This window comes from Microcoleus sp. AS-A8 (assembly GCA_039962225.1).
Lineage (GTDB): Bacteria > Cyanobacteriota > Cyanobacteriia > Cyanobacteriales > Coleofasciculaceae > Allocoleopsis.
This window is the reverse complement of record JAMPKV010000002.1, coordinates 63,821-89,864: the sequence shown is the minus strand read 5'-3', so window position 1 is coordinate 89,864 and position 26,044 is coordinate 63,821. Positions and strand designations below refer to the sequence as shown.

Below are 26,044 nucleotides of genomic sequence, written 5' to 3'. Positions count from 1 at the left end.
GGTATAATACACCATCATAGGAACAGTTGCTGATCACGAAGAGTTGCTGATCAAAGTTCCAGAGGGATTCACCCCTGTAAACTACCAGTAGATTCTGAACGCAACTTGTTCGCTCTTCCAGTTTTTCTGCTCACGCCTTTAAAATTCCAATGTTTACCCTTTGTGGAAGGGTAGGTTATTGGATAATCACTCGATTAGGAAAAGTTGACCAACAGGAGTGTCGAGTTATATTCAGTCACTCTTGGGTTCAAAAGCTCTATTTTTTCTAGATGAAGCTAGAGATTTCGCATACACAGTTATTGACACAGTTATCTTGGGTAGCCGAAGCAAGAGGGATAGAAAGCCTCAGTACCTAAGCTTCCTGCCAATTTTTGAGGAAATTGAATGCCAAAGCAAATTATTATTGCAGAGCAACACCGTCTTGCTGCTGTCTTTTGGGAAGATCAAATTCAAGAACTTGTGGTGGCAACGGGCAACCACCAAGTGAGTGATATTTACCTCGGTGTTGTAGAAAATGTCTTACCGGGGATAGATGCGGCTTTTGTAAACATTGGTGACCCAGACCGGAATGGCTTTATTCATGTCACCGATTTAGGTCCTTTACGTCTGAAACGCAGTGCGGGGGCGATTACCGAACTGCTGACTCCCCAACAAAAAGTCTTAGTTCAAGTGATGAAAGAGCCGACGGGCAATAAAGGCCCTCGGCTGACTGGCAATATCAGCTTACCAGGCCGTTATTTGGTGCTGATGCCTTATGGACGGGGCGTCAATTTGTCCCGGCGGATTAAGAACGATAACGAACGCAACCGCCTGAGAGCGCTTGCCGTGCTGATCAAACCGGCTGGCATGGGGCTGCTGGTGCGAACCGAAGCCGAGGGGAGAGCGGAAGAAGCGATCATTGAGGATTTGGAAGCCCTACAAAAACAATGGGAATCCATCCAACAGGAAGCGAATTCCACGAGGGCACCCGCCTTACTCAACCGCGATGATGATTTTATTCAGCGCGTGCTGCGGGATATGTATACGGCGGATGTGAATCGAATTGTGGTCGATTCCCATACGGGAGTCAAGCGGGTCAAGCAGCACTTGCTCAGTTGGAGTGGAGGTCGATCACCGGAAGGGGTTTTAATTGACCATCACCGCGATCGCATTTCGATTCTCGATTACTTCCGGGTGAATGCGGCGATTCGAGAAGCCCTCAAACCCAGAGTAGATTTGCCTTCAGGGGGTTACATTATCATCCAACCGACAGAAGCCCTGACGGTGATTGATGTTAACTCTGGTTCTTTCACGCGATCGGCAACGGCACGAGAAACCGTACTCTGGACAAACTGTGAAGCTGCCACAGAAATCGCCCGCCAATTGCGCCTGCGTAACCTAGCGGGCGTAATTATCGTTGACTTTATTGACATGGACTCCAGGCGAGACCAGTTGCAGGTACTAGAACACTTCAACAAAGCCTTGAGATCGGACAAAGCTAGACCCCAGATTGCCCAACTTTCGGAACTCGGCTTAGTCGAACTCACCCGCAAGCGTCAGGGTCAAAATATTTACGAGTTATTTGGTCAAACTTGTTCTGTCTGCGGGGGTTTGGGGCATTCAGTCCGGCTTCCCGGTGAGGCGGAACGGGAACGCCCAGCCAAGGAATTTGTTGAGCCGGCTGTTCCGGCTATACTCCGGGAACCTCGGACACCAGAAATTCCTGAGCCTCTCGATCTCTCTCCGGTTGATGACGCTGAGGACGTAGACTTGGTGCATCATCCTAGCTATCAAGAACGCGGGCTACCCAATAATCCGAATAACCGCCGTCGCCGCCGTCGTCGTCTCGATGAACCCGTAGCGAAGGAGGAATCACTGACGACGAAAGTCATCTCTCGCCCAACGCCTATCCTCTCCGGAAAGTCAGAACCGGTGGCAGAAGGTGAGCTGTTAGAACTAGGGGAGCGCACTGTAAAACCCCAGCTGATCAAGACCCCTAAAGAGATAGACCCGCCCGAAGTCGTAGCCATCGAGATGTCTCCAGAGGAGCAAGATGTTTATGCTTTGATGGGAATTTCTCCACTGGTGCGGTTAAACCGAGAGATCAGAAATCCTAAATCAGTGATTCTTTCAGTGGTACTTCCTGGAGAATCAGGTCAAACTGAAGAAGAAAACGAGGAAGTTGCTGAATCGTCTTCTGCACCATCCAGCTTTGCGCTAACGCCAGAGGCCGCGCAACACTCAGCACCTGTGATTAGATCCTCTGCTGTGGCTCCCGTTGATGAGGACGCAGAGACATCAGAACCATTGCTGGTAACTTCATCGGCTGATACATCTGAACTAGAAATGCCATCTGACTCGACCGCTATCGGTGAATCAGACAGCAACCGTCCTGTGATCCGCCGCCGTCGCCGTCGTTCTTCGGCTACAGATGGTGAGGATTCGACGGCTAGTTAAACGAACATCATGCCTCACAGGGGCAAGCTTGATTTGAGAGGAAAGGGAGCCGAAAGGATGCCGATAGACACCACCGGACTCGTTCTGCCCCCGAAGTCTCAGGGGCAATCCAATTTTTGTGACTTACCTGATTTATCGGGTCATCCAAGATTAGTTGCTGGTGTAGATGAGGTGGGGCGAGGTGCTTTATTTGGCCCGGTGGTGGCGGCAGCGGTGATTTTACCGATCTCTGTCCTGCCGCAGCTTGCTCTGGCTGGTGTTAAAGACAGCAAACAGTTGTCTCCTCTTCGACGCTTAAAGCTGGCCAAGGAAGTTCAAAGGTTAGCCCTGGATTGGAGAATTGGCTATGCCACGTCGCAGGAAATCGACCAGATTAATATCTTGCAAGCTTCCTTGCTAGCGATGAAACGGGCGATTCTCAAGCTGAAAGTACAGCCCGATATTTGTCTGATTGATGGTAATCAGGGTCTTCCCAACTTGCCTTGGCCACAACAACCGATGGTGAAGGGCGATCAGCGATCGCTAGAAATCGCCGCGGCTAGTATTGTGGCTAAGGTCTGGCGTGATGAACTGGTGATTCGTTTAGCCGTCAAGTATCCAGATTATGATTTGGTAACCAATAAAGGTTATGGGACACTGCGACATCGATTAGCATTGCAACAATACGGGCCTTCACCCTTGCACCGCATGTCCTTTCGTCCCTGCCGGGTTGGATAGTAGGTTGAAGGTGAGTCAGTGGCAGCTTAGTCAGTTAATCGCTATTCTCAATGTTTTAACTTCCAACCTTCAACCCTTGGCGGTGAAAGCTTCTGTTGGCTGAGCATGAATCAGGGTTGGCGCGTCTTGGTTCGCCCATTGTCGATAATCCAACAATAACTGATGCATTAATCTCTGTTTAATCCTGAGTAAAACGCTTTTGAGCAAGCTATTGCCAGTGGTTTCTAAAATGGGCCGAGGAGTCAGGGAAAAGGGCAGGGGTATATCAACGTTGACTTTTAAATCCGCTTTGCCTTTAAGTTGGGTCACTCCGTTGTTTTGAACTGGATAGAGTTTTCCCTTAAGTTCGAGAGCAAATCGTTGATTAATATAATCCAATCCTCGAATTTCGCAGCTTACAGAGCTTAGATGAACGGTACCATCAGCGTCTGCCCATACTTTCAGCGTGACAGTCGGCTGAAATGTTAAGGACAGAAAATTTAACGGGCGTAGTTGCAATTGATATCGCTCTTGACTGATTGGCTTAATCAAATTTGGGTCTGCGATCGCATGAACTAGGCGTTGGGGCTGACGTAAATAATGCTGAATAGGAACGGGTTCTTCCGGTACAGTGATTTCAACGGATTGGGATGCAACAAACTGGGTGTTCATAGGGAAAAAGCCTTCAGCTTTAAGGCGGCTTTATTAATCTTATTTTACAAAGTTTAACTCTTTGAAAGGATTTTTTTATTTTTTGAAATGGTATCGCGGTTTCAACGATGATGCATCAATGGATGTTTATGAATTTTTAAATCATAAATATTCATATAAGAACACGCCATCTTCCTGAGGAAAGCTGTCGGAGGCATGTAGGGTTCTGCCAGCTGATTCCCTGGCATGGAATGTTGACAGCGTCTTGCCCAGACCAGTAAAAAGAAGTGTTTACTGAGTTTGAAAGCTCTTAGTTTATGTCAATCTCTATTGCCCATCTCGGACCCCCTGGTACTTACGCAGAAGCCGCTGCTCTAGCTTACGTTCACACTCTTGCCGAAAATAGCGTTCATCAAGCGCTGCTATGTCCTTATCCCAGCATCGCCCAAACTGTTCGAGGGGTGGCACAGGGACAAGCCGATCTAGGCGTTGTCCCGGTGGAAAATTCAATTGAGGGCACTGTGGCGGTTACACTAGATTCCCTCTGGCAATTGGATACGCTGCAAATTCAACAAGCGCTGGTGTTACCCATCAGGCACGCTCTGCTGTCACGAGGTTCATCTCTAGAGGCGATCAAAACTGTTTATTCCCATCCACAAGCTTTGGCTCAGTGTCAGAAGTGGCTGGAAACATTTCTACCCTCGGCACAGTTAGTTCCGACGAACTCGACAACAGAGGCGCTACAAAATTTGGACGAAGACTATACAGCGGGGGTGATTACATCTCAACGAGCAGCGCAGCTTTACAATCTGCCGATCCTGGCATCTACCATTAATGATTATCCCGATAACTGTACTCGATTCTGGGTTCTGGGGAAGCAGCCCTCACTGGGTGGCACTCATACTTCGTTGGCGTTTAGCTTGCCCGCTAATCGACCTGGAGCGCTTGTAGAGTCGATTCAAGTCCTGGCGATGCGAGGAATTAACATGAGCCGGATTGAGTCTCGACCGACTAAGCGATCGCTGGGTGAGTACCTTTTCTTTATTGATATCGAAGCCGATGCTTCTAAATCTGCTGTGCAAGTGGCTCTTTCTGAATTAGCCTCTCATACAGAAATTCTCAAAATTTTTGGCAGCTATAGGGTTTTAGTGATTGAGCCTACAGACATGTGTCAGGATTAATAGTAACTCAGGATAAAAGCGCAAAGAGACGTGATGCATCGCGCCTCTTTGATAATTTTTGAAGTTTTATGTTATGGGTGATTATTATACTTAGATGTTATGCCTTATTTCAGGGCATCTTTAAGAGCTGTACGGGCGGCCAAATGATTGCGAGTTGAGGTCAGAATTTCGGCCTCGCGTTCTAAACGCTTCACTGTATCCTGCATCTCTAAAAGTGCTTGCTGTTCTGATGCCACGCCGTAAAGATTGCTAGCCACCCAGTAAGATAATTCTCTCGGTAGATCGGGTAAATCGTCGGGTAACTCAATTCTCTGGTCAGTCAACTTGGAAGAAAGCCGCACCACATCTCGCAAGAGTTGCTCGACATCTCTGGCCATGATTCTTAGGTCTTTTTCGGGTGGCTTATCCTCAATCCATTCCACCAGCCCTACACGATAGGGCTTTTCACGAACGTATTCCAAAACGCGAAATCGCTGCTGCCCTAATGTCAATATTTTCATCCGATCATCGGGCAAACGCTGAAAGTGGATAATCTCAGCACAACAGCCAACGGCGGCGGGTTGGCCTTGAACCGGGTCCCACATTAACACCCCAAATCGGCGATCGCTATCCAAAATCGTGTTCATCATGATTCGGTAGCGAAATTCAAAGATGTGTAGAGGAAGAGGACGCCCAGGAAAAAGAACCACTTCTGGCAGTGGAAACAAGGGGAGTTCTCTAACAGCAATTGATGAGGAGGATGCCATTGTGCCTTAGTGAAAAGGGTAACTGCGCTTCTTTACCTACTTTAACGGATGTTATTGGTCATTGGTCATCAGTCCTTAGTCGTTGGTCAACTAACAACTCACTGCTGTGAACTGACTCCCCTTCCTCCCAGACTAAGAACTAATGACTAATGACTCAGACTAGAGTTTGACTTCAATATCAACCCCAGCCGGTAGATCCAGTTTCATCAGAGCATCAATGGTTTTTGAGGAAGGCTGATAAATATCAATAATGCGGCGGTGAGTGCGTGTTTCAAAGTGTTCCCGTGAATCTTTATCAACGTGAGGAGAGCGCAAAACACAGTAAATACGACGCCGTGTTGGTAAGGGAATTGGCCCAATTGCTGTGGCATTTGTTCGGTTAGCTGTATCCACAATCTTCTCGCAAGAGGTGTCAAGCAGTCGCCGGTCAAAGGCTTTAAGACGAATCCGAATTTTTTGCTGCTGAATCGTTGCCATTTTTTAGTTGTCTAGGTTCTGAATAGATTAGTGAATAGGGATAGGAAAGAAGATTTAAAAGTTGAAAGATTTTAACCTTTCAACCTTCAATTCAGTCGTCCGAATTGCTCAAAACAGAGTAATTAGGAGCAGAAAAGCTTTTGCCTTTCTGCTCCCGCTCAGCCTTAGGTAGCACTATGGGCTACTTCAGGATTTTGGAAACGACACCTGCACCAATGGTACGACCGCCTTCACGAATAGCAAAGCGCATACCTTGTTCAATCGCGATGGGGTTAATCAGTTCTACTGTCATCTTGATGCGGTCTCCCGGCATCACCATCTCGGCTGTAGTGCCGTCGTCAGCCGTAAAGGCACTAATGGTACCAGTCACATCCGTTGTGCGGACGTAGAACTGAGGGCGGTAGCCAGGGAAGAAAGGAGTGTGACGACCACCTTCTTCCTTCTTCAGGACGTACACCTCCGACTCAAACTGGGTATGAGGGGTAATTGAACCTGGCTTGGCGATGACCATTCCCCGTTCAATATCCTTTTTCTCAATCCCTCGGAGCAGAATTCCGGCGTTATCACCAGCCATCCCTTCATCGAGACTCTTTTTGAACATCTCAATACCAGTGACGGTTGTCTCGCGAGTATCTTTAATTCCCACCAACACAACTTTATCGCCGATTTTGACCTTGCCCCGCTCAATCCGACCCGTGGCTACGGTTCCACGACCTGTGATGGTGAAGACATCTTCTACGGCCATCAGGAAAGGCTTATCAATATCCCGCTCTGGTGTGGGAATGTAAGAATCCACCTCATCCATCAACGAATAGATTTTATCAACCCACTCATTTTCTCCCCGTTGGGTTTTCGGGTTACCCGTCATGACTTCTACAGCCTGCAAAGCCGAACCCGCAACGATGGGAATGTTATCACCATCAAATTCATAACTACTGAGGAGCTCGCGAACTTCGAGTTCTACCAGTTCCAGTAGTTCTTCGTCATCCACCATGTCTTGCTTGTTCAAGAAGACAACCAGGCTAGGAACACCTACCTGCTTAGCCAGCAGGATATGCTCCCGTGTTTGAGGCATCGGACCATCAGCGGCTGACACCACGAGGATTGCTCCATCCATTTGAGCAGCACCTGTGATCATGTTTTTCACATAGTCAGCGTGCCCCGGACAATCGACGTGAGCATAGTGCCGATTTTCGGTTTCGTACTCTACGTGGGCGGTGTTGATCGTAATCCCCCGCGCCTTTTCCTCCGGTGCCGCATCAATCTCATCGTACTTTCTTGCTTGCGCTTGACCCATCGCTGCCAAGGTCATGGTGATTGCCGCTGTCAGCGTCGTTTTGCCGTGGTCTACGTGACCGATTGTACCGATGTTGACGTGGGGTTTATTCCTTTCAAACTTTGCGCGTGCCATGAATTACGTGTTCCTTTTCTCCTATTTATGCGTTCCCTTTGCTCTTCGCGATGATGGCTTCAGCCACGTTGCGAGGCACCTCCTCATAGTGGCTAAACTCCATCGAGAAGATACCTCGACCTTGGGTCTTAGAGCGGATATCCGTAGCATAGCCAAACATTTCTGCTAATGGAACTTTAGCAGTGACTTTAGCCACACCGCTCTCAGAACCCATGCCTTCAATTTGACCACGGCGAGAGTTGAGGTCACCCATGACATCTCCAAGGAAGTCTTCAGGAACTTCAACCTCTACTTTCATCATAGGCTCTAACAGTACCGGCGAAGCTTTCAGCACGCCGTCCTTAATCGCCATTGAACCAGCAATCTTAAAGGCCATTTCCGAAGAGTCTACCTCGTGGAAAGACCCATCGACTAGAGTGGCTTTCAAGTCAATGACCGGATATCCAGCTAAAATTCCGGATTCACAGGCTTCTTTCATCCCCTGCTCAGCGGGTGAAACGTACTCTCTCGGAATAGAACCGCCTACAATCTTGGAGACAAATTCAAAACCGGTACCCGGATCTCCTGGCTCCAATTCGATCACGACGTGACCGTACTGACCTTTACCGCCACTTTGGCGAATAAACTTACCCTCAGTCTTAATGGCTCTGCGAATTGTTTCCCGGTAAGCCACCTGCGGCGCACCGACATTCGCTTCTACCTTGAACTCTCGCAGCATCCGGTCTACCAGAATTTCCAGGTGCAGCTCACCCATCCCCGCAATTACGGTTTGGTTGGTTTCTGGGTCTACGTGGACACGGAACGTCGGGTCTTCTTCCGATAAAGATTGGAGAGCTTTGGAGAGCTTCTCCATATCTTGCTTGGTTTTCGGTTCGACAGCTACGGAGATTACCGGTTCTGGAATGAAGAGAGATTCCAAGATGACTGGCGAATCTTCATTACAGATCGTGTCACCCGTAAAGGTATTCTTCAAACCAATCGCAGCTCCCAAGTCGCCTGCTCGCAACTCGTCCACTTCAATCCGATCGTTCGCTTTGAGAACGATCAAGCGGGAGATGCGTTCCTTCTGGTCTTTGGTGGAATTAAGGATGTAGCTACCTTTTTTGAGTATCCCAGAGTAAACCCGCAGGAAGGTTAAACGACCAAATGGGTCTGCCATAATCTTGAAAGCCAGAGCTGACAAGGGGGCTGAATCATCAGGGGCTCTCTCCGCTACCGTTCCGTCGGGTAGGGTTCCCTGAATGGGAGGAATATCAACGGGAGCTGGCAAGTAATCGACGACTGCATCTAGCAGGAGTTGAACACCTTTGTTCTTGAAAGCAGAGCCGCATAGTACAGGAACGATCGCTCCGGTAACGGTTCCTTTGCGAAGGGCACTCCGAATTTCTTCTTCAGTGAGTTCTTCGCCTTCCAGATACTTCTCAATCAGCGCTTCATCAGTTTCCGCAACCGATTCAATTAACTTGGCGCGGTACTCTTCGGCCTGCTCTTTGACATCATCGGGAATTTCTGTATCTTGAATATCCGTTCCGATGTCATTGGCATAAATCTTGGCTCGCATCCGAACCAAATCCACAATTCCCCTCAGTTCGGTTTCACTCCCAATGGGGATTTGGATCGCCACAGCATTGGCTCGTAAGCGATCGCGCAGTTGATTGTATACCTTGAAGAAATTCGCCCCCGTCCGGTCCATCTTGTTGATGAACGCGATTCTGGGCACTTTATAGCGGTCTGCTTGCCGCCATACTGTCTCAGATTGAGGTTGAACACCTCCCACGGAGCAGAACACGGCAATCACGCCGTCTAATACCCGCATGGAGCGCTCAACTTCAATCGTGAAGTCAACGTGACCCGGAGTATCAATAATATTAATCCGATGGTCGTTCCAGCTCGTGCTGATGGCTGCGGCAGTGATGGTGATTCCCCGCTCCCGCTCTTGCTCCATCCAGTCCGTTACGGCTGTTCCTTCGTGGACTTCTCCGATTTTATGAACCATTCCTGAATAAAACAGGATTCGTTCCGTTGTTGTTGTTTTGCCCGCATCAATGTGGGCTGCAATCCCGATATTGCGTACTCTCTCAAGCGGGATGGTACGTGCCACAGCTACCTCCTTCCTCTCTGCCGCCAGTCTTTAACACGTTGCTATCTCTTTACAATTCTATACTTTGATTAAATTTTTAGTGATTTGCGGACTTGAGTCGCCGACAAACCCGCCCCCCACGCTGTCGAACAGGCATCACAAGCCTGTTGCCAGAGTTCAGTAATTAGTACCGATAGTGGGCGAAAGCTTTATTGGCCTCTGCCATCCTATGTGTTTCTTCACGCTTGCGAATCGCATTTCCGGTTCCGTTAGCGGCATCCATCAATTCATTGGCTAACTTACTAGCCATGGAACGACCCCCTCTTTCCCTGGAAAATCGGATCAACCAACGTAACGCCAAAGTTGTTCCCCGTTCAGAGCGAACTTCCATCGGCACTTGATAAGTTGCTCCGCCTACCCGGCGAGCTTTCACCTCAACCAACGGTGTTACATTTTTCACGGCGCTTTCAAATGTATCCAGAGGATCGTTACCCGTCCGTTCCTCAATGATTTTCATGGCGTCATAAATAATTCGATTGGCAATAGATTTCTTGCCATGACGCATGATCCGCCGCACCATCATACTGATCAAGCGATTATTGTAGACCGGGTCAGGAGGGATAGGACGCTTTTTGATAACTGTGCGACGAGACATAGTAAGCCCTTAAGAAATAATAGCGATAGTTGAAGAGTTACACAGGGACAGAATCATACCTTGAAGGTGCAAGGTACTCCAAAATTCTCAAGTTTCGGGTTTTTTCAGCTTGAAGTCGTCAATATCTTTGACCTGCTGAATTTTCCCCATCTTGCCAAGGTTTTACTTCTATCAAGTACTCCTACGGCAGGAAAAAAAGCTCTCCTTATTCAGGATAGCTGAAACCTCTAATGAGGTTGGAGAACGTTCAAACTATTTTCACGAGTTATTCAGGAAAGATAGACTTTTATCTTACTTAGCCTTAGGACGTTTAGTTCCGTACTTAGAACGTCCTTGACGCCGATCTTTAACGCCTGCGGTATCTAAGGTTCCTCGAATAATGTGGTATCTCACTCCAGGCAAATCTTTAACACGACCGCCCCGAATCATCACAACCGAGTGTTCTTGTAGGTTGTGACCGATCCCTGGAATATAAGCAGTCACTTCAAAACCCGAAGTCAGACGGACTCTTGCCACTTTCCGCAAGGCTGAGTTGGGTTTCTTCGGTGTTGTCGTATAGACTCTGGTGCAAACACCACGACGCTGCGGGCATTGTTTGAGTGCAGGCGACTTAGTTTTCTTCTTAGCTTTGGCGCGTTCGCTCCGAATGAGCTGTTGGATAGTGGGCATGAGTTAAGGCGTGTACAGCTCCCTTAAACGGTTTAACTGTTTAAGTATTGACAAATTCTAACTATATCTAACTTTCGAGTGTAATGTCAACGAAAGCCGCAAAATTTGGGAAGCAAGTCTTCCTTTGCTTTTCCTCAATGTGGGAGACAACCCTAAATTGGGAAGGTTAGGGTTGTGTGGACACGTCTGACGCGACTCGAAAGGAGTTGCCACAACCACAGCTTTCTACAGCGTTCGGATTATGAAAGCGAAACCCACCTCCCATCAGATCTTCTGAGTAATCCAGTGTTAGCTCACTGATGTAGTTAAAGCTTACTTCATCGACCACTATAGAAATATCGCCACACTCATAGACGCGATCGCCAGACTTGGGTGCTTCCTCAAAGTCAATCGTGTAGTACAGATCAGTACACCCTCCTTTTTGAACACCCAGGCGTAATCGTGCTTCTGGTTTGTGACGCCTCAACTGTAAACGTTTTATTTCACCAATAGCCGCTTCACTCAGATTAATCATCAGGTAACACCTACATCGCAGATAAGCCTATAGCCCTGGACTTATTCACAGTGAGCGTGAAGCCTCTCAAACTCTTGAGCTATCGTTACACCGTGTAAGTCCTATTGCCGTAAGGTTGACATATTATCACGTAAAAAGAGGGGACATTAAGCCCCCTCTCTTTAACACTACCTATCTAAGAGTCATCAATTCTCAGTTGAGCTGAATTTTACATTCAGTTGTCGGTTGACAAACCTGCCCTAAGCCGTCAGTGAACATCAGCAAACATCCACAAGTTCTAGCCTACTTATTGGTTGTCCACTCTGGCACACTAACTATTGCTGTTGAGCCTTACTACGGGCGTAGTCATCTTCAAATCGCGTAATATCGTCTTCTCCGAGATATTCTCCATTTTGAACCTCGATTAAGACTAAGGGAATAACCCCTGGATTCTCAAGTCGGTGCATATTACCTTGGGGGACATAGGTAGACTGATTTTGGTGAATAACCAATTCGTCATCTCCACAGATGACCTTAGCGGTACCGCTAACGACAATCCAGTGTTCACTCCGATGGTAATGCATTTGCAAACTGAGTCGATGACCGGGCTTGACTTCAATTCGCTTAATTTTGTAGCCTCGTCCTTCTTCCAGAACCGTGAATGAACCCCAAGGTCGCAGCTCTGTCGCGGCAACACGTTCAGCCGTTATTGAGGTGGGTAAGGGAAGTGCCGGGACTTGAGAAACGTCTTGAGACTGAACCATACTTTTTTCTCCTGAGAACGGCTATAAAGTCGGGGGAAAACTTGTTTGTCGGGTACTACTATTGCACTATTGCCAGATTAGTAAAAACAGAGCGACCCAATCACAATCCAACATAGCAAATGCCTTCTGGTTCTGGTCATCTATAAGCGGCTCTTTGGGGTTAATTTATAACAAGTCTTCACAATATAAAGCGTTGACTTTAAATAAGCTTTAATTGTTTAAAGCTTTTGAATATTGCTATCCATCAACACTGATGCGAAGACCACTAGGGTGCGGGCGCAAGAAAAAGTCCTAAGGCATTGTGAACACGGGCGGCTGTAGAAGGAGACCGATCCAGAAGTTGACCTCCTAGATAAAGTCCAGTAGAGCTGCCACCGTCGAGATTGAGGGCATCGATCGCTCCCATCTGCTGCATCAACTGAGCTGTTTCGGCTAAAGAAGGACCTCGTCCACCGACCCGACTATGGATAGCCGCAATGATCACAGTGCCAGATGCGGTGGTGCCGATCGCACTCCGAATCGCCATTTGTTGACTAAAAGCATCACTAAATTGCTCCGCTTTGGCATCCAAGACAATTTGTCGATTTTCTAAAAGCACAGGGCCAGCCCCTAAGATTTGGGGGTAAGTCGCGAAGTCAGTGGGGCTAGTCCCCTGCCCAAGGCTCACGGGTTCTCCCACGTTGAGAAAACCAGCCGCAGCAGTGCCATCGCCCCTTAAAGTCAAGAGGTAGCCATCGCTGGGGATAGGAAAAGCGGTTTGACCCGTCATCCCTCCTGGAAGCTGACCTGTAACTTGGTTGTTTTGCACATAAACAAGGATTTCATTATCCGTAAGCGGCGTGTAGGTCGGTCCCCACTCCGGGGTATAACGGGAAATGCCCGCTTTGACGTAGCCACTATTGAGGAAAAGGACGGGTAGATTCATCCCCGTTGAGGTTGCCAAAATTTCTTGCAGGCTGAGACGCCCAATTTTGAATTGCCCCTGATCGTTCCAAGCGATCGCACCTCGATTGAGAATCGGTCCAGAAAACCAACGACCATCGCGACGAATGCCTCCCAAGGGGAATTGAGTTTTGCGATTGAAAAAGCCAGCGTTAATTGCCGCAGCAGCTTGCCACGAAGGAGCCATTTGGATCAGTGGAGTGGTTCCCACCTGGGTCATGCGATTGCTCCAGATCGGTCTAAAGCTCATCCGGTTAGCTTTTGGGTCAACTTCTAGGCATACGACGGGAAATCGGGAGTCGCCTAAATTCACATATTGCTGACGCCACCGGATTCCTGGTGCCCAAAGGATTTCTTTCTCCATTAGGGCATCGGGTCGAAGGTCGATCACTAAGCGATTAGGCTTAGGAACACTGAAAACTTGTATTCGCTGACCGGCTGGAATCTGAACGCGAATTGTGGTTTGGTTTTGACCGTTTTCCACGCGAAAAACAGGCAAATTGCTGGGAGGCTGAACAGGCACAGGAGCTATATCCTCAACCTCTTGCATCGGCTGAGGTAGCTGAGGTGGCTGAGGTGGAGGAGCCTGAAAGCGCTCGATTAGGGAAGGGTCAGTTGAGGCATCTAGGGTAATCACCCCTTCGGTGACGCCATCGCTGACTTGCCAGGGCGTTGGGCGGTCTAGATCGATGACAATCCGCGAACCCCAAGCCTGAGTTCCTTGTTGAATATTTTTTAATCGCGCAGGCACCGAAGTAATCTGTAGCTGATCGCCCGTTACTTTTAGTCGCAAACCGGCAATTTTGGCAAAATCGCTCACATCGAGATAACGATAAACCGCATCCCGTTGCGTGACCAGAACCAGTGGTGTTCGGGTTGGGTCTGAAAACCACTGTATCGGTTGTCGTGTCCAATCCTTAGTACTTAACAATTCCAGCCCCAAGCTTTGCATCACACCTACATCGCTGATAGCCGTGCGAACCGATGCACCCACTTGCCACTGCCTCCAGGCCACTTTATAGACCCGACCATTTAAAGACACCTGAGTACCCTGGCGAGCGCCCTTCGATGCCCCTTGTGATAAAATTGAAACTGAGCGGGCAGCGATCGGCGTTTCCGGTGTACGAACCGTAACGGCCTTCTCAGAAACAGGTGAAAGCTCGCTCAACGGCGGCTTATCCACAACAGAGCGGATGTTGTGCGGGGTGACCAAAGGCGAACCCTCAGACAAAAAATCCACCTGAGGAGGAGGGAGTGTGGCCTTAGCAACAACGGCAGGCGGGTTGAGCCTCGTTTCATGGCTGTGTAAGAGTGACGGATCACGAGTTTCGAGGCTGGTACTGGCGAAGGCGAGAGATGAGCCAACAAGGGATAGTATAAAAAGGACAAGGGTGCGCTTAGAAATCGTTGTCCAAACGATGTACTCGGTACGTCTCTTTTCGGGTCTTGCTCTTTTGCTCATCCACTAGCCTCTTTGACCAAGATTGGGGTCTGTAGAAGTCAATCATTGAAGTGAAGTCTTGGGCAGCATATCAAGAAATAATGACTTTAGGGCGCTCACCTTCTGAGGTTGAGCCTCATAATAAGAAGTGAGGCCCCAACTGGGGTTGAACTTTACTGCTCCAAGTGGGAAATTGCTCACGCAACAGGGAAGATTCGCGTTCCTGTTGTCTTGTTGTCTTTACCAATACAGGAGAGGACACTATATTTCCGGCACAGGGACGGCTAGTGACACAGCGTTGCCCAAAAACCTTTAATCGCTGCTGGCTCAATCGCGTTGAGCCGTATTACAGAAATTCCTGGAAAATTCTGTAGTTAAAGTTACAATAGCGCGGCCTAAAATCGGGGATTGCTAGAGTAGAGGATTTCCTAGTAAGATTTCTACTCTGTCAAGAAAGGCAGATGTCGGTGTCTCCATGAGGTTTTAAGAGTATTTCTCGAAGCGCTAACTCCGCTCTCCCCTCTCGCCATTCGGTAAGTGGGTTACACTCCTTAGACCATTGAAGCACTCAGATCGGTCTGCTCGTCAAGCCTCTAGGTTGAATTGCCTCGATTGTAAAGTTGAGGATTCAGCGTTGATGTTAGCCGCCAACCTAGAGTTCATCAACTCCTCACCCCAAGAGTATTCCTGTAGGCTTCCCCATAGAGTCAGTAGATTGACCCACTAAGGCCAATGTTTCTAATTTTTCAATAGGCTTTGTAAAAGTGAACTAAGAATCAACTACCAACTCAACAGCATTCAATCCGTAAATTTGTATCCCTAAAAATCGTGAATCATCAGATGAATAACAGGAGCATCAAGGTCAATCAACAAGGTTACTCAGGCAATCAGGGCGCTCAACCCTATTCAGGTCAACGGTGGTTGGTAGAAGAACGGGATGCGTGTGGTGTTGGCTTCATTGCCTCTTGTGGCGGCAGTGCCACCCACGAACTGATTGAGCAGGCTTTGTCTGCCCTCAGTTGTTTAGAGCACCGGGGAGGATGTAGCGCCGATCAAGATTCTGGGGATGGTGCGGGTTTAATGAGCGCTATTCCCTGGGAGGTATTGCAGCCTTGGTTTGCCGAGCAAAACCTAGATATGCCGCCCAAGGAACAGTTGGGAGTAGGGATGTTGTTTCTGCCCAAAGATACGGCTCTGCTCAACAAAGCCCGTGCCACTGTTGAAGAGGTGTTGGGGCAAGAGGGGTTGACCGTTTTGGGCTGGCGAGTCGTACCCGTGAAAGACTCGGTTCTGGGTTTACAAGCACAAGAGAACGAACCTCGAATTGAACAGATGATTGTTCTATCCCCAACGAAGCAGGGAGATGAACTGGAGCGTGCTCTGTTCAAGGCCATGCGTCGCATTAGTAAGGCGTTAGAGTCAGACGATACGGTGAAAGGGTCTGACAATTTCTATGTGTGTTCGTTCTCCAGCCGCACCATTGTCTACAAAGGGATGGTGCGCTCAGAGGTACTGGGCGAGTTTTATACGGACTTGAAAAATCCAGCTTACAAAAGTCCCTTTGCCGTCTACCATCGACGCTTTAGTACGAACACTCTGCCCAAATGGCCCCTGGCTCAGCCCATGCGGCTGTTGGGACACAACGGCGAAATTAATACGCTGTTGGGCAATATCAACTGGATGATGGCTCGTGAGGCTGACTTAACTCATCCGCTGTGGGGCGTGAGAACGACGGAGGATGAAATCAAGGCTCAAGAGGCAGCACTCAGCACGCCCGCTGAATTAGCCAGCGAATTGGATGACCTCAAGCCCATTGTCAATCCCGACAACAGTGACTCCGCGACGCTAGATAACGTACTGGAGTTATTGGTGCAATCCGGGCGCAGCCCGATGGAAGCGTTAATGATGATGGTACCAGAAGCGTACCAAAATCAGCCGGATTTGGAGAAATATCCGGAAATTGTTGATTTTTACGAATACTACAGAGGAATTCAGGAGGCGTGGGACGGCCCAGCGCTGTTAGTGTTCAGTGATGGCAATGTTGTGGGAGCCACTCTGGATCGCAACGGACTGCGGCCTGCGCGTTACAGCATCACACGGGATGGCTATGTGGTCGTCGCCTCAGAAGCCGGGGTAGTAGACTTGCCCGAAGCCGAGATTGTGGAAAAGGGGAGACTAGGGCCAGGGCAGATGATTGCTGTGGACTTAGAAAGCCACGAGATTTTGAAAAACTGGGACATTAAGCAACGGGTTGCGACTCGGAAGCCTTATGGAGAGTGGTTGCAACAACACCGTGTTGTTTTACAGCCACAACCTTTCGTCGAAAGCCCTCGGTTAGAGACATCGGTATTACTGCGCCAGCAAACCGCCTTTGGCTACACGGCAGAGGATGTTGATCTGATCATCGAGCCGATGAGTATCGAAGCAAAGGAACCCACGTTCTGCATGGGCGATGATACTCCCTTAGCCGTGCTATCGGATAAGCCCAGATTGCTCTATGACTACTTCAAGCAGCGCTTTGCCCAGGTGACTAACCCACCGATTGACCCCCTGCGGGAAAGTTTGGTGATGTCGTTGAGTATGCACCTAGGTGAACGAGGGAATCTCTTAGATGCCAAGCCGGAGTATGCCCGGAGGTTAAAGCTGGAGACGCCCATGCTCAACGAGGTGGACTTAGAGGCGGTGAAAGCTTCGGGGTTTGAAACGGCTGAACTCTCAACCTTATTTGAAATTACGGCTGGCCCTCAAGGGCTGGAGGTGGCTGTGCGGAATTTATGCGATCACGCCGCCCAAGCCGTTGCTTCTGGGAAGAAGATTCTGATTTTAAGCGACAGAGTCGGCGGTTCAATTGGCGAAAATTACAGCTACATTCCCCCGATGCTAGCCGTGGGTGCCGTCCACCATCATCTGATTCACCAAGGGCTGCGGATGAAGGCATCCCTAGTTGTGGATACGGCACAGTGTTGGAGTACCCATCACTTCGCCTGCTTGATTGGCTATGGCGCGGCAGCCGTTTGTCCGTATCTGGCGTTGGAATCTGTGCGTCAGTGGTGGGCCGATCCGAAGACTCAAAAACTGATGGAACGGGGTAAAATCCAGAGCCTCACGATACAACAAGCCCAGAAAAATTATCGTAAGGCTGTAGAAGGGGGATTGTTGAAAATCCTCTCTAAAATGGGGATTTCGCTGCTGTCGTCTTACCAGGGCGCTCAAATTTTTGAGGCGATTGGAATTGGCACAGATTTATTGAATCTGGGCTTTAGAGGCACAACCTCACGCTTGGGTGGCTTAAGCATTGCTGAATTGGCGCAGGAAGTCATCTCGTTCCACAGCCGAGCCTTCCCGGAATTGACAGGGAAGAAACTGGAAAACTTTGGTTTTGTCCAGTACCGTCCGGGTGGGGAATATCACATGAACAGTCCCGAAATGTCGAAGGCACTGCACAAGGCAGTAGCCACCAGGGACTACGACCATTACGAGATGTATAAGCAGTCTTTGGCAGGGCGTCCAGTGACGGCACTGCGGGATTTGCTGGACTTCACGAGCGATCGCGCTCCAATTCCGCTTGAAGAAGTACAACCTGTCGAGGAAATTGTCAAGCGCTTCTGTACAGGGGCGATGTCTCTGGGCGCACTGTCACGGGAAGCCCATGAAGTTTTAGCGATCGCCATGAATCGCATCGGCGGGAAATCCAACTCTGGCGAAGGCGGAGAAGACCCGATTCGCTACAAAGTTCTGGATGATGTTGATCAAGCCGGACTGTCTCCCACCCTGCCTCACCTCAAAGGGTTACGGAATGGGGATACGGCGAGTTCAACGATTAAGCAGGTAGCCTCCGGTCGCTTTGGGGTGACACCGGAGTATTTGGTGAATGGCAAGCAAATCGAGATCAAAATGGCTCAAGGCGCTAAGCCAGGAGAAGGGGGACAGCTACCGGGTAAGAAGGTTAGTCCTTACATTGCCATGCTGCGGCGCTCTAAGCCAGGAGTCACCTTGATTTCGCCGCCGCCTCACCACGATATTTATTCGATTGAGGACTTGGCTCAGCTCATTTTTGACCTACACCAAATTAATCCTCAAGCCCAAGTATCAGTGAAGCTTGTGGCGGAAATTGGGATTGGCACGGTAGCCGCTGGCGTAGCTAAGGCGAATGCGGATATCATCCAAATTTCTGGGCATGACGGTGGCACGGGTGCATCTCCCCTAAGTTCGATTAAACATGCGGGCGCTCCTTGGGAATTAGGGGTGACGGAAGTGCATCGGGTATTGATGGAAAATCAACTGCGCGATCGCGTCCTCCTGAGAGCCGATGGTGGCTTGAAATCCGGGTGGGATGTACTCATGGCAGCCTTGATGGGCGCTGAAGAATATGGTTTTGGCTCTGTAGCCATGATTGCTGAAGGGTGTATCATGGCGCGAATTTGCCATACCAATAACTGCCCTGTGGGTGTGGCTACGCAGCAGGAACAACTGCGTAAGCGCTTTTCCGGAATCCCAGAGCATGTGGTCAACTTCTTCTACTTTGTCGCGGAGGAAGTGCGATCGCTCTTAGCACGCCTGGGTTATCGCTCATTGGCAGAAGTGATCGGTCGGGCTGATTTATTGAAGGTACGGGAGGGGATCAAGTTGGCGAAGACGGATGCCCTGAACTTGAATTGCCTAACTCAGTTACCGGATACCAAGAGTAATCGTAGCTGGCTCAATCATGAATCTGTTCATAGTAATGGCCCTGTACTCGACGACCAACTGCTTGCCGATGCTGAGATTCAGGCTGCGATTCGCAACCAAGGGACTGTAACCAGAAATGTTGGTGTTGTAAACACGGACAGAAGCGTAGGAACACGCGTTGCCGGTGTGATCGCAAAGCAATATGGTGATACAGGCTTTGAGGGGCAAATTACCTTAACCTTCCAAGGTGCAGCGGGTCAAAGCTTTGGCGCGTTCAACCTTCCGGGCATGACACTCGTCTTAGAGGGTGAAGCCAATGATTACGTGGGTAAGGGGATGCACGGCGGTGAAATTATCATTAAGCCACCCGCAGATGCAGCCTGCGACCCTGCCCAAAACGTGATTGTGGGCAACACCTGCCTCTATGGATCGACGGGCGGTGTACTGTTTGCTAATGGCGGTGCCGGTGAGCGGTTTGGCGTCCGCAATTCTAAAGGTCAGGCGGTGATTGAAGGAGCCGGCGACCACTGTTGTGAGTACATGACTGGAGGCGTGATTGTGGTCTTAGGTCATGTAGGCCGCAATGTCGGTGCTGGTATGACAGGGGGTCTGGCTTACTTCCTGGATGAAGAAGGTAGTTTTAAGGACAAAGTCAATCGGGAAATTGTCAAGATTCAACGGGTCATGACGCCAGCCGGTGAGCAGCAACTCAAAGAGCTGATTCAATCTCATGCGGAGCGAACCGGCAGCCCTAAAGCGAAGACCATCTTAGCTCACTGGTCTGAGTATCTGCCGCAATTCTGGCAAGTTGTACCCCCTTCCGAGGCGGATACTCCAGAAGCCAATCCTGATGTTGTGGAAGAGAGAGTGTTGAGTTCAGTGCAGTAGAACGCTGAAAGGTGGTTCGGGGGTTGCAGGCTGTCTTCGGAACCTTCAACCCTTTGAAACCTAACCCTTGCTCGCCATGACTTCTTGATTCTTTTCTTGCATTTCCATCAGTTCTGGCACGGTTACAAATTTGTAGCCGCGCTTTTTTAATTCAGCAACCACTAGCGGTAAAGCTTGAACTGTTTTGGCGCGATTGCCGCCCCCGTCGTGCATCAAGACGATCCCACCGGCTGAGGCTTCCCTGAGTATGCGGTCGCGCAGAATCTGGGGACTGTTATAGCGCCAGTCTAGGGAATCCGCCGACCACATCACGACCCCATACTTTTTCTGCTGAGCGTAGGCAGCTAACCCATTGTTCAAAATGCCACCCGGCGGCCTGAAAAGATTGGTTTTAACACCGGTGAGTTTGTAAACTAACTCGGTTGTTTTATCAATTTCACTAGCCGCACCCGCTGGGTTATACCGATGATACTGATGGCTCCAGGTATGGTTAGCAATCGCGTGACCCTCAGTCACTATCCGCTTAGTTATCTGCGGATAGTGTTGCACCTGTCTTCCTACTACAAAAAAAGTCGCTTTAACGTTGTTTTTCTTAAGGAAATCAAGTACCTGTCCTGTCGTATTAGGCCAGGGTCCATCGTCAAAGGTGAGAGCGATGGGTTTTCCCACTGCACTTTGCCCAATCCGCTTATCTGATGCTCCTTGAGCAACGGTTTTAATCGGGTTCTTTATCTTGACATTTTTAAAGGTTTTCCCTTGGAACTGAGCTGGGAGCGGTTTGTTGAGCCGTGCTATTTTTTGTTGGTGGGCTAATTTAGCAACAACTTTTTTGTAAGCTTGATTAGATTGGGCAACTAAAACTTTTTCTTCCGAAGGGTGTGAGCTGGATTTGCGATTTAGACTCGGTGTCATGTCCAGCAAAAGATGTCTCGGACTAGCAGAGCGAGCGGCTGGCAAAGTACAGCCCGATAGAAAAGTCAGAGCAGCGACAAAGACAACCCGCGAGAGGCTGTGCTGTCCAATAGATAGGTGACGGTCTGCCACGTTAATTCTCCTTCACTCCTCATACACAAAGGCGGCAAGTCACAATTGTTATTCCTCGGCGCTTTGATGGGCAGGGGTTAAGGATGACTCCCAACAGAGGAGAAGCTGTTTTACGGCAAATCTCTGTTTCGACCACTGCCCCTCAAATGCTGGAGGCAAACATTTTTATATCAAGGTACACGAGCAGGCCATGACTGAACGTGACATCGGAATTCGTTCTAAGGCTGATGATCCTGTTGCAAGTTACTGGCGCAATCGCCACTCGTCCGGGCTGTGTGTGTGTTTTTTACAAACACCCTTGAGTTCCAACCCTATGCACTTTAGCTTGAAGCTGTTACGGAGTAAACGCTGGGATCGTGAAACCTCAGCCTGATGGTTCCCTGATGAAAAGCAGTGTGCTTTTGCTACATCGAACATCTAGTTTGCCAACCTGGGAGTGGTCAATGTATCGTCCAGCAAGATTTTAAAACATTTGTCCTATTTTATACGTGGTCACACCGAAGAAGACAGTAGTAGGATGAGCGAATAGCCTAAGACCCAAAAAGCTTGTTTCTTAACTGACATGGCAAAGAGAATCTCCGTAAGCTTATGCCTGTTGGCTGGCGTCATCGTTGCTGGGGTTCCTGCCCAAGCCGCGATCACTACAGCACAGACTTTATCACAGCCACCTCTGACCGCCAAGCACGGTACCGTAAAAACGGTTCTTCTGATGGCAGCTGAGCAATTGGCACCCACACCAGCCACTCTGACTCTTGAAGATTTACCGCCTGGATTCACAGAACTTCCTCCAGAATTAGCCACAATGCTGGCCTCCCGGTTAGAGATGCTCAAACAAGAGCTGGGACAAGGTAACATGAAGCCGGAAAACTTTTTTGCCTTCGTTAATCCTAAAAATTTCCAAATTGTTTTGGGATTTACAGGCAAGCTTCCCAATCAATCTGAACAGACCAGCTTTGATGCCAGTCTCGACAAGGTCAAGCAGCCAGATGTTCAACAACAAACCTTGAGTGTGTTGCAGGAGAAGCTAAAATCCTTTGGAGAAATCAAGGTTACAGAATATCGTCCGATTCCTGACCTGAATAACTTGGCAAATGCTTCAACAGGGATGACGTTGGGGATAGAGATGCAAGGTCAACCCCTACGGCTTGATTTAGCAGCCTTCCGTCGCAACGCCACGGGAGCATTGACGGGCATTATGTACGCCACTGGAGAACAGCCACTGGTCGGGGTAGGCGATTTGGCACGGAAGTTAGATCAGCGCATAGAACAGTTCTCCGCCAACACCACTCCTGCGCCTGGGGAAACCTCTCGGATCAGGTTTACCCCACCCAGTCAAAAACCGAATGCCTCACCCAACACTGGGGTGAGATGATCAGCGGTCGAGAGTTTGGATGGTAAAAGACCTTGTGGGACACCGCGAAAACAGCGGCGCTGCCACAGGAAGAAGCGATCGAGCCAAGAGTAGACGCCTGCTACTACCGCTCGATCGTTTGATATTGTCGGTGATAGGACATGTAGGAGTCCGGCATATACCCCTTGATGCCGTTGGCAACAACGCCCAGAACCGAAGCACCGGAGATCTTTAAGCCATCTAAGGACTTGGTGAGTAAAGAACGGTCTGTTTTCTGGAGTCCAACCACCAGAACAATACCATCTGTATTGGCGGCTAAAATGTTGCCGTCGGCTAGACCCAGCAGGGGAGGGGTGTCATAAATCACCAAATCGAAAAAGGCTTGAAATTGCTCCATGAGATATTGCATCTTGGCGGAGGAAAGCAGTTTGATCGAGTCGGAGGTAGGATGACCGGCCGTGAGGACAAACAAATTTTCCTCCACAGAGGAGCGCACAATCGCATCATTCAAACTCAAGTCTGTGGTGATCACATCACTGAGTCCCTGTTCGTTCGGCAACCCTAAGCGGAGATGGAGTTGAGGACGACGCAGGTCGGCATCGACGAGCAAAACGCGCTGTCCAATGGAAGCGGCGGTTTGTGCCAGGTGGATTGCTACGGTAGACTTACCATCGCCCGGAACAGCGGAACCAATCACTAAGGAGTGAATCGGTTTACGGGCGCTGAGGAGACGGATATTGGTATAGAAGGAGCGGAATGCCTCTAGAAAGGCGGCAGAACGCTCATCGTGAGCCGATGCTGCAAAAGGAAGCAAGGCATGGGAACTGACTTCCTCCATAAACGCTGGAGCGAGTTTTGGGGTATTTCGATCCAGTTTTTTGAGCTTTCTGGCAAAGGGAATCACCCCCAACAATCGCAGTCGGGTTGCAGCTTTGATTTCGTCAGGGGTATGAAATACCGTATGCAGAATTTCGACAATGAAACCGATGCCGATTCCCATGAGCAAACTTAAAACACCGGCGATCGCTAATTGCCGCTTGGTTTTCCTCGCCGAAGCTGGGATCAATTGTCCGTTTCTGTTACGGGGTAGTTCGGGTGCAGCAATAATTTGCCAAGGGGTTTTCCGTTGGGATGCATCTAACTGTAAGGTTTCCCGCTTCTCTAAAAATTGCTTGAGGCTATCTGTAGCGACTTGTAATTCCCGCTGGAGATCGGTGTACTGACGGATAACCGCAGGAAAAACTCTAATTTTTTCATTAATTTGGCTTTCCGCTTCGGCTAGAGAGCGATCGCGAGCCTCTAATTCCCGGATGCGACTCGCCACATTATCGAGACTTTTTTTCGCTTCTTGAGCCAAGAGTGTTCGTAAATTTCGCTGCTTTTCCCGTAAATCTCGAATCGATGGACTATCTTCTCGAAACCGAGCGGACTGAAGTGCCATGTCCGCTTCAACCTTTTGCAGCTCCCCGATCAGTCTCTCGTAAGCACCAACCTGATTGGTTTCACTGGTCAGAACGGAAGTCGTATCACCTTCACTGAGCTGTCTTTGTCGAGTAGCAAGAGTCACTTTCGCCTGCGCCAGTTGGGCTTGCAGATCCACACGCTGTGACTTCAGATATTGCGCTTGTTCAGTCAGGGATTTCCCCGTTGATTCTGGCTCATTGAGTGTGTATTGCTGCCGAAGTTTTTGCAGTTGTGCTTGGAGGTTATCCACTCGCTTCTGGAGACTCGGCAATTGATCATCAATATACTGTACGCCTTGGCGTAAGCTGTTTACACGCTCATCAACACTATAATTTAAATACGTTTTTGCCAGTTGTTCTAAAACATATTTAATTTTATTTCCATCTTGATCGTGATAACTAATGTTTAAAATTTTGGTGCCTTGCTGTTTCCCATCTTTTTCATAACTGACGCGGGAAATTTCCAGTTGCTCCATGAGTGAGTTGTAAGAAATATCGGGATATCGAACTTGCAACTCTTTGATGACGGGTTCCATCAATTTGGGACTTCTCAACACCCGGATTTGAGTTTCATAATCCATCAAATCAGAGTTTTCGATTCCCACGCGAGAGGCTTCTGCCACACCCGTATTGGCACCGGTTTGAGCCGATAAGGATAATTTCGCCAGCCTACCTTCCGCCGTGATCGGTTCGACCAGCACACTAAAAGCTCCTCTATAGGTGGGGGGAGTTTTTTTGGCCTGCCAAATGATATAGCCGCCAGCCATTCCCCCCAAGGCGATTGCTGCTGCTGCCATGATTGGAGCTCTGCGACGCACCACAGCGAACAGCCAAGCTAAATCCAGGGTATTGCCATCCTCCGGTTCCAGCTCTTGGACATCGCTGCGAGACCAAGGCTCCGGTAAGTTTCCCCCAGGCTTTTGTGAAAACCTTTGATAATCGTTTTCGGCGTCCATACTTTTTTCATATCCCTGGCAACAAAGGCTTACTCTAATTCTGTAATTCCTAGGATCGAAAACAAGGTAATAATCCCAGCACCAGGACTTAAATATAAATTCACAGCATCCGCAACCCTGGCAGTATTAGAGCGGCTTACCACAACTATATCGTTATCGTACAGGATGGGATTATTGCCAGTATTCGCCCCTTGGGCGAAATCAACGGATACGTTCTCCCTAGAAATTGCCCCATTCGGGTTAAGACCAATCAGTTCGACATTTGTCCGGCGTACTCGATTGGGAGCAGCAGCAAAGCTGACGGTTGATAATTGAAGGGTTTGGGTAAGATTCACGGCGGTTACGCTGGGGATAAAGATGGTATCTCCATCGCGTAAGCTTAAATCTTGAGTGCGATCGCCTCCGCCTAAAATGTCAGCGGTCTGGAATGGGGTAGAGTTACTCACAAGAGCTTGCTGGAGTTGCTTTGGAGCTAAGGTGGGCAACTGAGTAATAGCCAAGGAAGACCAAGATGCATCCATCAAAGCCAATAAGGTCATACCCGCCATAGGCGGACTTATTGCTTTGAAGAACTTGGTAGACATACACCCCACATCAACCTAAGTGTGATTGGTTTAATTGATCTATTGTACGGATTTGGCTCAAAATCTTCTCAAAAACTCTCGAAATTCCTCCCAATTGGACAGTCCCGCCCAACTGGAGAACGTAACTTTAGAGAGATGTTCGCTAAGGGGGATTTTCGTACAAGAGTTTTTTTGAGTAGAGCTAGCTTGTATAGACTCTTGAATTTACGCCTTTTGCGCTCCTGAGCATCCGTTTTATGGAAGGGGTTGGCAAACGAATGTCTCTAGATAGAGGTTTAAGAAAAGCAATCAGGACTACAATGCGATCGCTTTCCTAATCCGGTTGAGGCTCAAAAATCAGGCAAAGACCCAATTTTAATTAAAACTGGGGACTGGAGACGGGGAAGAGGTTTTCATAGCTTTATTGGGTAAATAGCTCAGAGTGTGTAACCTCCAGTGAGGCATTATT

General features: G+C 49.0%; 18 protein-coding genes. 5 read left to right on the top strand and 13 right to left on the bottom strand.

Annotation, left to right across the window (positions count from 1 at the left end):
• Window positions 1–384: 384 nt before the first annotated feature.
• Both NDI48_03580 and NDI48_03575 read left to right on the top strand, forming a co-directional pair.
• Window positions 385–2,436 (top strand): Rne/Rng family ribonuclease, encoded by a 2,052-nt coding sequence (locus NDI48_03580; GenBank protein MEP0830283.1) that lies wholly within the window; start codon window positions 385–387, stop codon window positions 2,434–2,436.
• Window positions 2,437–2,493: 57 nt separating this feature from the next.
• Window positions 2,494–3,153, top strand: coding sequence for a ribonuclease HII (locus tag NDI48_03575; protein ID MEP0830282.1), 660 nt, complete (start codon window positions 2,494–2,496; stop codon window positions 3,151–3,153).
• A gap of 69 nt (window positions 3,154–3,222) precedes the next feature.
• Here the strand turns inward: NDI48_03575 and NDI48_03570 are convergent, their stop codons facing one another.
• Window positions 3,223–3,804, bottom strand: coding sequence for a DUF1997 domain-containing protein (locus NDI48_03570; GenBank protein ID MEP0830281.1), 582 nt, complete (start codon window positions 3,802–3,804; stop codon window positions 3,223–3,225).
• 296 nt (window positions 3,805–4,100) lie between these two features.
• Between NDI48_03570 and pheA the strand changes: the two genes are divergently transcribed.
• Window positions 4,101–4,964, top strand: a complete 864-nt coding sequence (pheA, locus tag NDI48_03565) for a prephenate dehydratase (protein MEP0830280.1) — start codon at window positions 4,101–4,103, stop codon at window positions 4,962–4,964.
• Window positions 4,965–5,068: 104 nt separating this feature from the next.
• Here the strand turns inward: pheA and NDI48_03560 are convergent, their stop codons facing one another.
• The 9 genes from NDI48_03560 to NDI48_03520 form a co-directional block, all read right to left on the bottom strand.
• Window positions 5,069–5,710, bottom strand: a complete 642-nt coding sequence (locus NDI48_03560) for an LON peptidase substrate-binding domain-containing protein (GenBank protein MEP0830279.1) — start codon at window positions 5,708–5,710, stop codon at window positions 5,069–5,071.
• A 159-nt stretch (window positions 5,711–5,869) separates the two neighbouring features.
• Window positions 5,870–6,178 carry a 30S ribosomal protein S10 gene (gene rpsJ, locus NDI48_03555; protein ID MEP0830278.1) on the bottom strand — a complete coding sequence of 103 codons (309 nt, stop codon included), beginning with the start codon at window positions 6,176–6,178 and terminating at the stop codon, window positions 5,870–5,872.
• Between the two features lie 190 nt (window positions 6,179–6,368).
• A complete protein-coding gene (gene tuf / locus NDI48_03550; GenBank protein MEP0830277.1) occupies window positions 6,369–7,598 on the bottom strand; it encodes an elongation factor Tu in 1,230 nt (409 codons plus the stop codon).
• 25 nt (window positions 7,599–7,623) lie between these two features.
• Window positions 7,624–9,699 (bottom strand): elongation factor G, encoded by a 2,076-nt coding sequence (gene fusA, locus NDI48_03545; protein ID MEP0830276.1) that lies wholly within the window; start codon window positions 9,697–9,699, stop codon window positions 7,624–7,626.
• Between the two features lie 163 nt (window positions 9,700–9,862).
• Window positions 9,863–10,333, bottom strand: coding sequence for a 30S ribosomal protein S7 (gene rpsG / locus NDI48_03540; protein MEP0830275.1), 471 nt, complete (start codon window positions 10,331–10,333; stop codon window positions 9,863–9,865).
• A gap of 291 nt (window positions 10,334–10,624) precedes the next feature.
• Complete coding sequence (gene rpsL, locus NDI48_03535) at window positions 10,625–11,002, bottom strand: 30S ribosomal protein S12 (protein ID MEP0830274.1); 378 nt, start codon at window positions 11,000–11,002, stop codon at window positions 10,625–10,627.
• Window positions 11,003–11,168: 166 nt separating this feature from the next.
• Window positions 11,169–11,516 (bottom strand): iron-sulfur cluster assembly accessory protein, encoded by a 348-nt coding sequence (locus NDI48_03530; GenBank protein ID MEP0830273.1) that lies wholly within the window; start codon window positions 11,514–11,516, stop codon window positions 11,169–11,171.
• A 314-nt stretch (window positions 11,517–11,830) separates the two neighbouring features.
• Window positions 11,831–12,259 (bottom strand): phosphomannose isomerase type II C-terminal cupin domain, encoded by a 429-nt coding sequence (locus NDI48_03525; protein MEP0830272.1) that lies wholly within the window; start codon window positions 12,257–12,259, stop codon window positions 11,831–11,833.
• A 265-nt stretch (window positions 12,260–12,524) separates the two neighbouring features.
• Entirely contained in the window at window positions 12,525–14,663 is a 2,139-nt protein-coding gene (locus tag NDI48_03520; GenBank protein MEP0830271.1) for a phosphodiester glycosidase family protein, read from the bottom strand.
• Window positions 14,664–15,482: 819 nt separating this feature from the next.
• Between NDI48_03520 and NDI48_03515 the strand changes: the two genes are divergently transcribed.
• Window positions 15,483–20,198, top strand: a complete 4,716-nt coding sequence (locus NDI48_03515) for a glutamate synthase-related protein (GenBank protein MEP0830270.1) — start codon at window positions 15,483–15,485, stop codon at window positions 20,196–20,198.
• Between the two features lie 60 nt (window positions 20,199–20,258).
• Here the strand turns inward: NDI48_03515 and NDI48_03510 are convergent, their stop codons facing one another.
• Entirely contained in the window at window positions 20,259–21,242 is a 984-nt protein-coding gene (locus tag NDI48_03510; GenBank protein MEP0830269.1) for a polysaccharide deacetylase family protein, read from the bottom strand.
• Between the two features lie 562 nt (window positions 21,243–21,804).
• Between NDI48_03510 and NDI48_03505 the strand changes: the two genes are divergently transcribed.
• Window positions 21,805–22,614 (top strand): hypothetical protein, encoded by an 810-nt coding sequence (locus NDI48_03505; GenBank protein MEP0830268.1) that lies wholly within the window; start codon window positions 21,805–21,807, stop codon window positions 22,612–22,614.
• A gap of 103 nt (window positions 22,615–22,717) precedes the next feature.
• Here the strand turns inward: NDI48_03505 and NDI48_03500 are convergent, their stop codons facing one another.
• Together NDI48_03500 and NDI48_03495 are read right to left on the bottom strand one after the other, a co-directional pair.
• Window positions 22,718–25,012, bottom strand: a complete 2,295-nt coding sequence (locus tag NDI48_03500; GenBank protein ID MEP0830267.1) for a polysaccharide biosynthesis tyrosine autokinase — start codon at window positions 25,010–25,012, stop codon at window positions 22,718–22,720.
• A gap of 29 nt (window positions 25,013–25,041) precedes the next feature.
• Window positions 25,042–25,596, bottom strand: a complete 555-nt coding sequence (locus tag NDI48_03495; protein MEP0830266.1) for a hypothetical protein — start codon at window positions 25,594–25,596, stop codon at window positions 25,042–25,044.
• Window positions 25,597–26,044: the final 448 nt, after the last annotated feature.

Coding starts and splice junctions, on each gene's coding strand:
- NDI48_03570 (MEP0830281.1), bottom strand. CDS start 3,804: ATGAACACCCAGTTTGTTGCATCCCAATCCGTTGAAATCACTGTACCG.
- NDI48_03495 (MEP0830266.1), bottom strand. CDS start 25,596: ATGTCTACCAAGTTCTTCAAAGCAATAAGTCCGCCTATGGCGGGTATG.
- pheA (MEP0830280.1), top strand. CDS start 4,101: ATGTCAATCTCTATTGCCCATCTCGGACCCCCTGGTACTTACGCAGAA.
- NDI48_03505 (MEP0830268.1), top strand. CDS start 21,805: ATGGCAAAGAGAATCTCCGTAAGCTTATGCCTGTTGGCTGGCGTCATC.
- NDI48_03525 (MEP0830272.1), bottom strand. CDS start 12,259: ATGGTTCAGTCTCAAGACGTTTCTCAAGTCCCGGCACTTCCCTTACCC.
- NDI48_03575 (MEP0830282.1), top strand. CDS start 2,494: ATGCCGATAGACACCACCGGACTCGTTCTGCCCCCGAAGTCTCAGGGG.
- NDI48_03515 (MEP0830270.1), top strand. CDS start 15,483: ATGAATAACAGGAGCATCAAGGTCAATCAACAAGGTTACTCAGGCAAT.
- NDI48_03580 (MEP0830283.1), top strand. CDS start 385: ATGCCAAAGCAAATTATTATTGCAGAGCAACACCGTCTTGCTGCTGTC.
- NDI48_03560 (MEP0830279.1), bottom strand. CDS start 5,710: ATGGCATCCTCCTCATCAATTGCTGTTAGAGAACTCCCCTTGTTTCCA.
- rpsG (MEP0830275.1), bottom strand. CDS start 10,333: ATGTCTCGTCGCACAGTTATCAAAAAGCGTCCTATCCCTCCTGACCCG.
- NDI48_03530 (MEP0830273.1), bottom strand. CDS start 11,516: ATGATTAATCTGAGTGAAGCGGCTATTGGTGAAATAAAACGTTTACAG.
- rpsL (MEP0830274.1), bottom strand. CDS start 11,002: ATGCCCACTATCCAACAGCTCATTCGGAGCGAACGCGCCAAAGCTAAG.
- tuf (MEP0830277.1), bottom strand. CDS start 7,598: ATGGCACGCGCAAAGTTTGAAAGGAATAAACCCCACGTCAACATCGGT.
- NDI48_03520 (MEP0830271.1), bottom strand. CDS start 14,663: ATGAGCAAAAGAGCAAGACCCGAAAAGAGACGTACCGAGTACATCGTT.
- NDI48_03500 (MEP0830267.1), bottom strand. CDS start 25,012: ATGGACGCCGAAAACGATTATCAAAGGTTTTCACAAAAGCCTGGGGGA.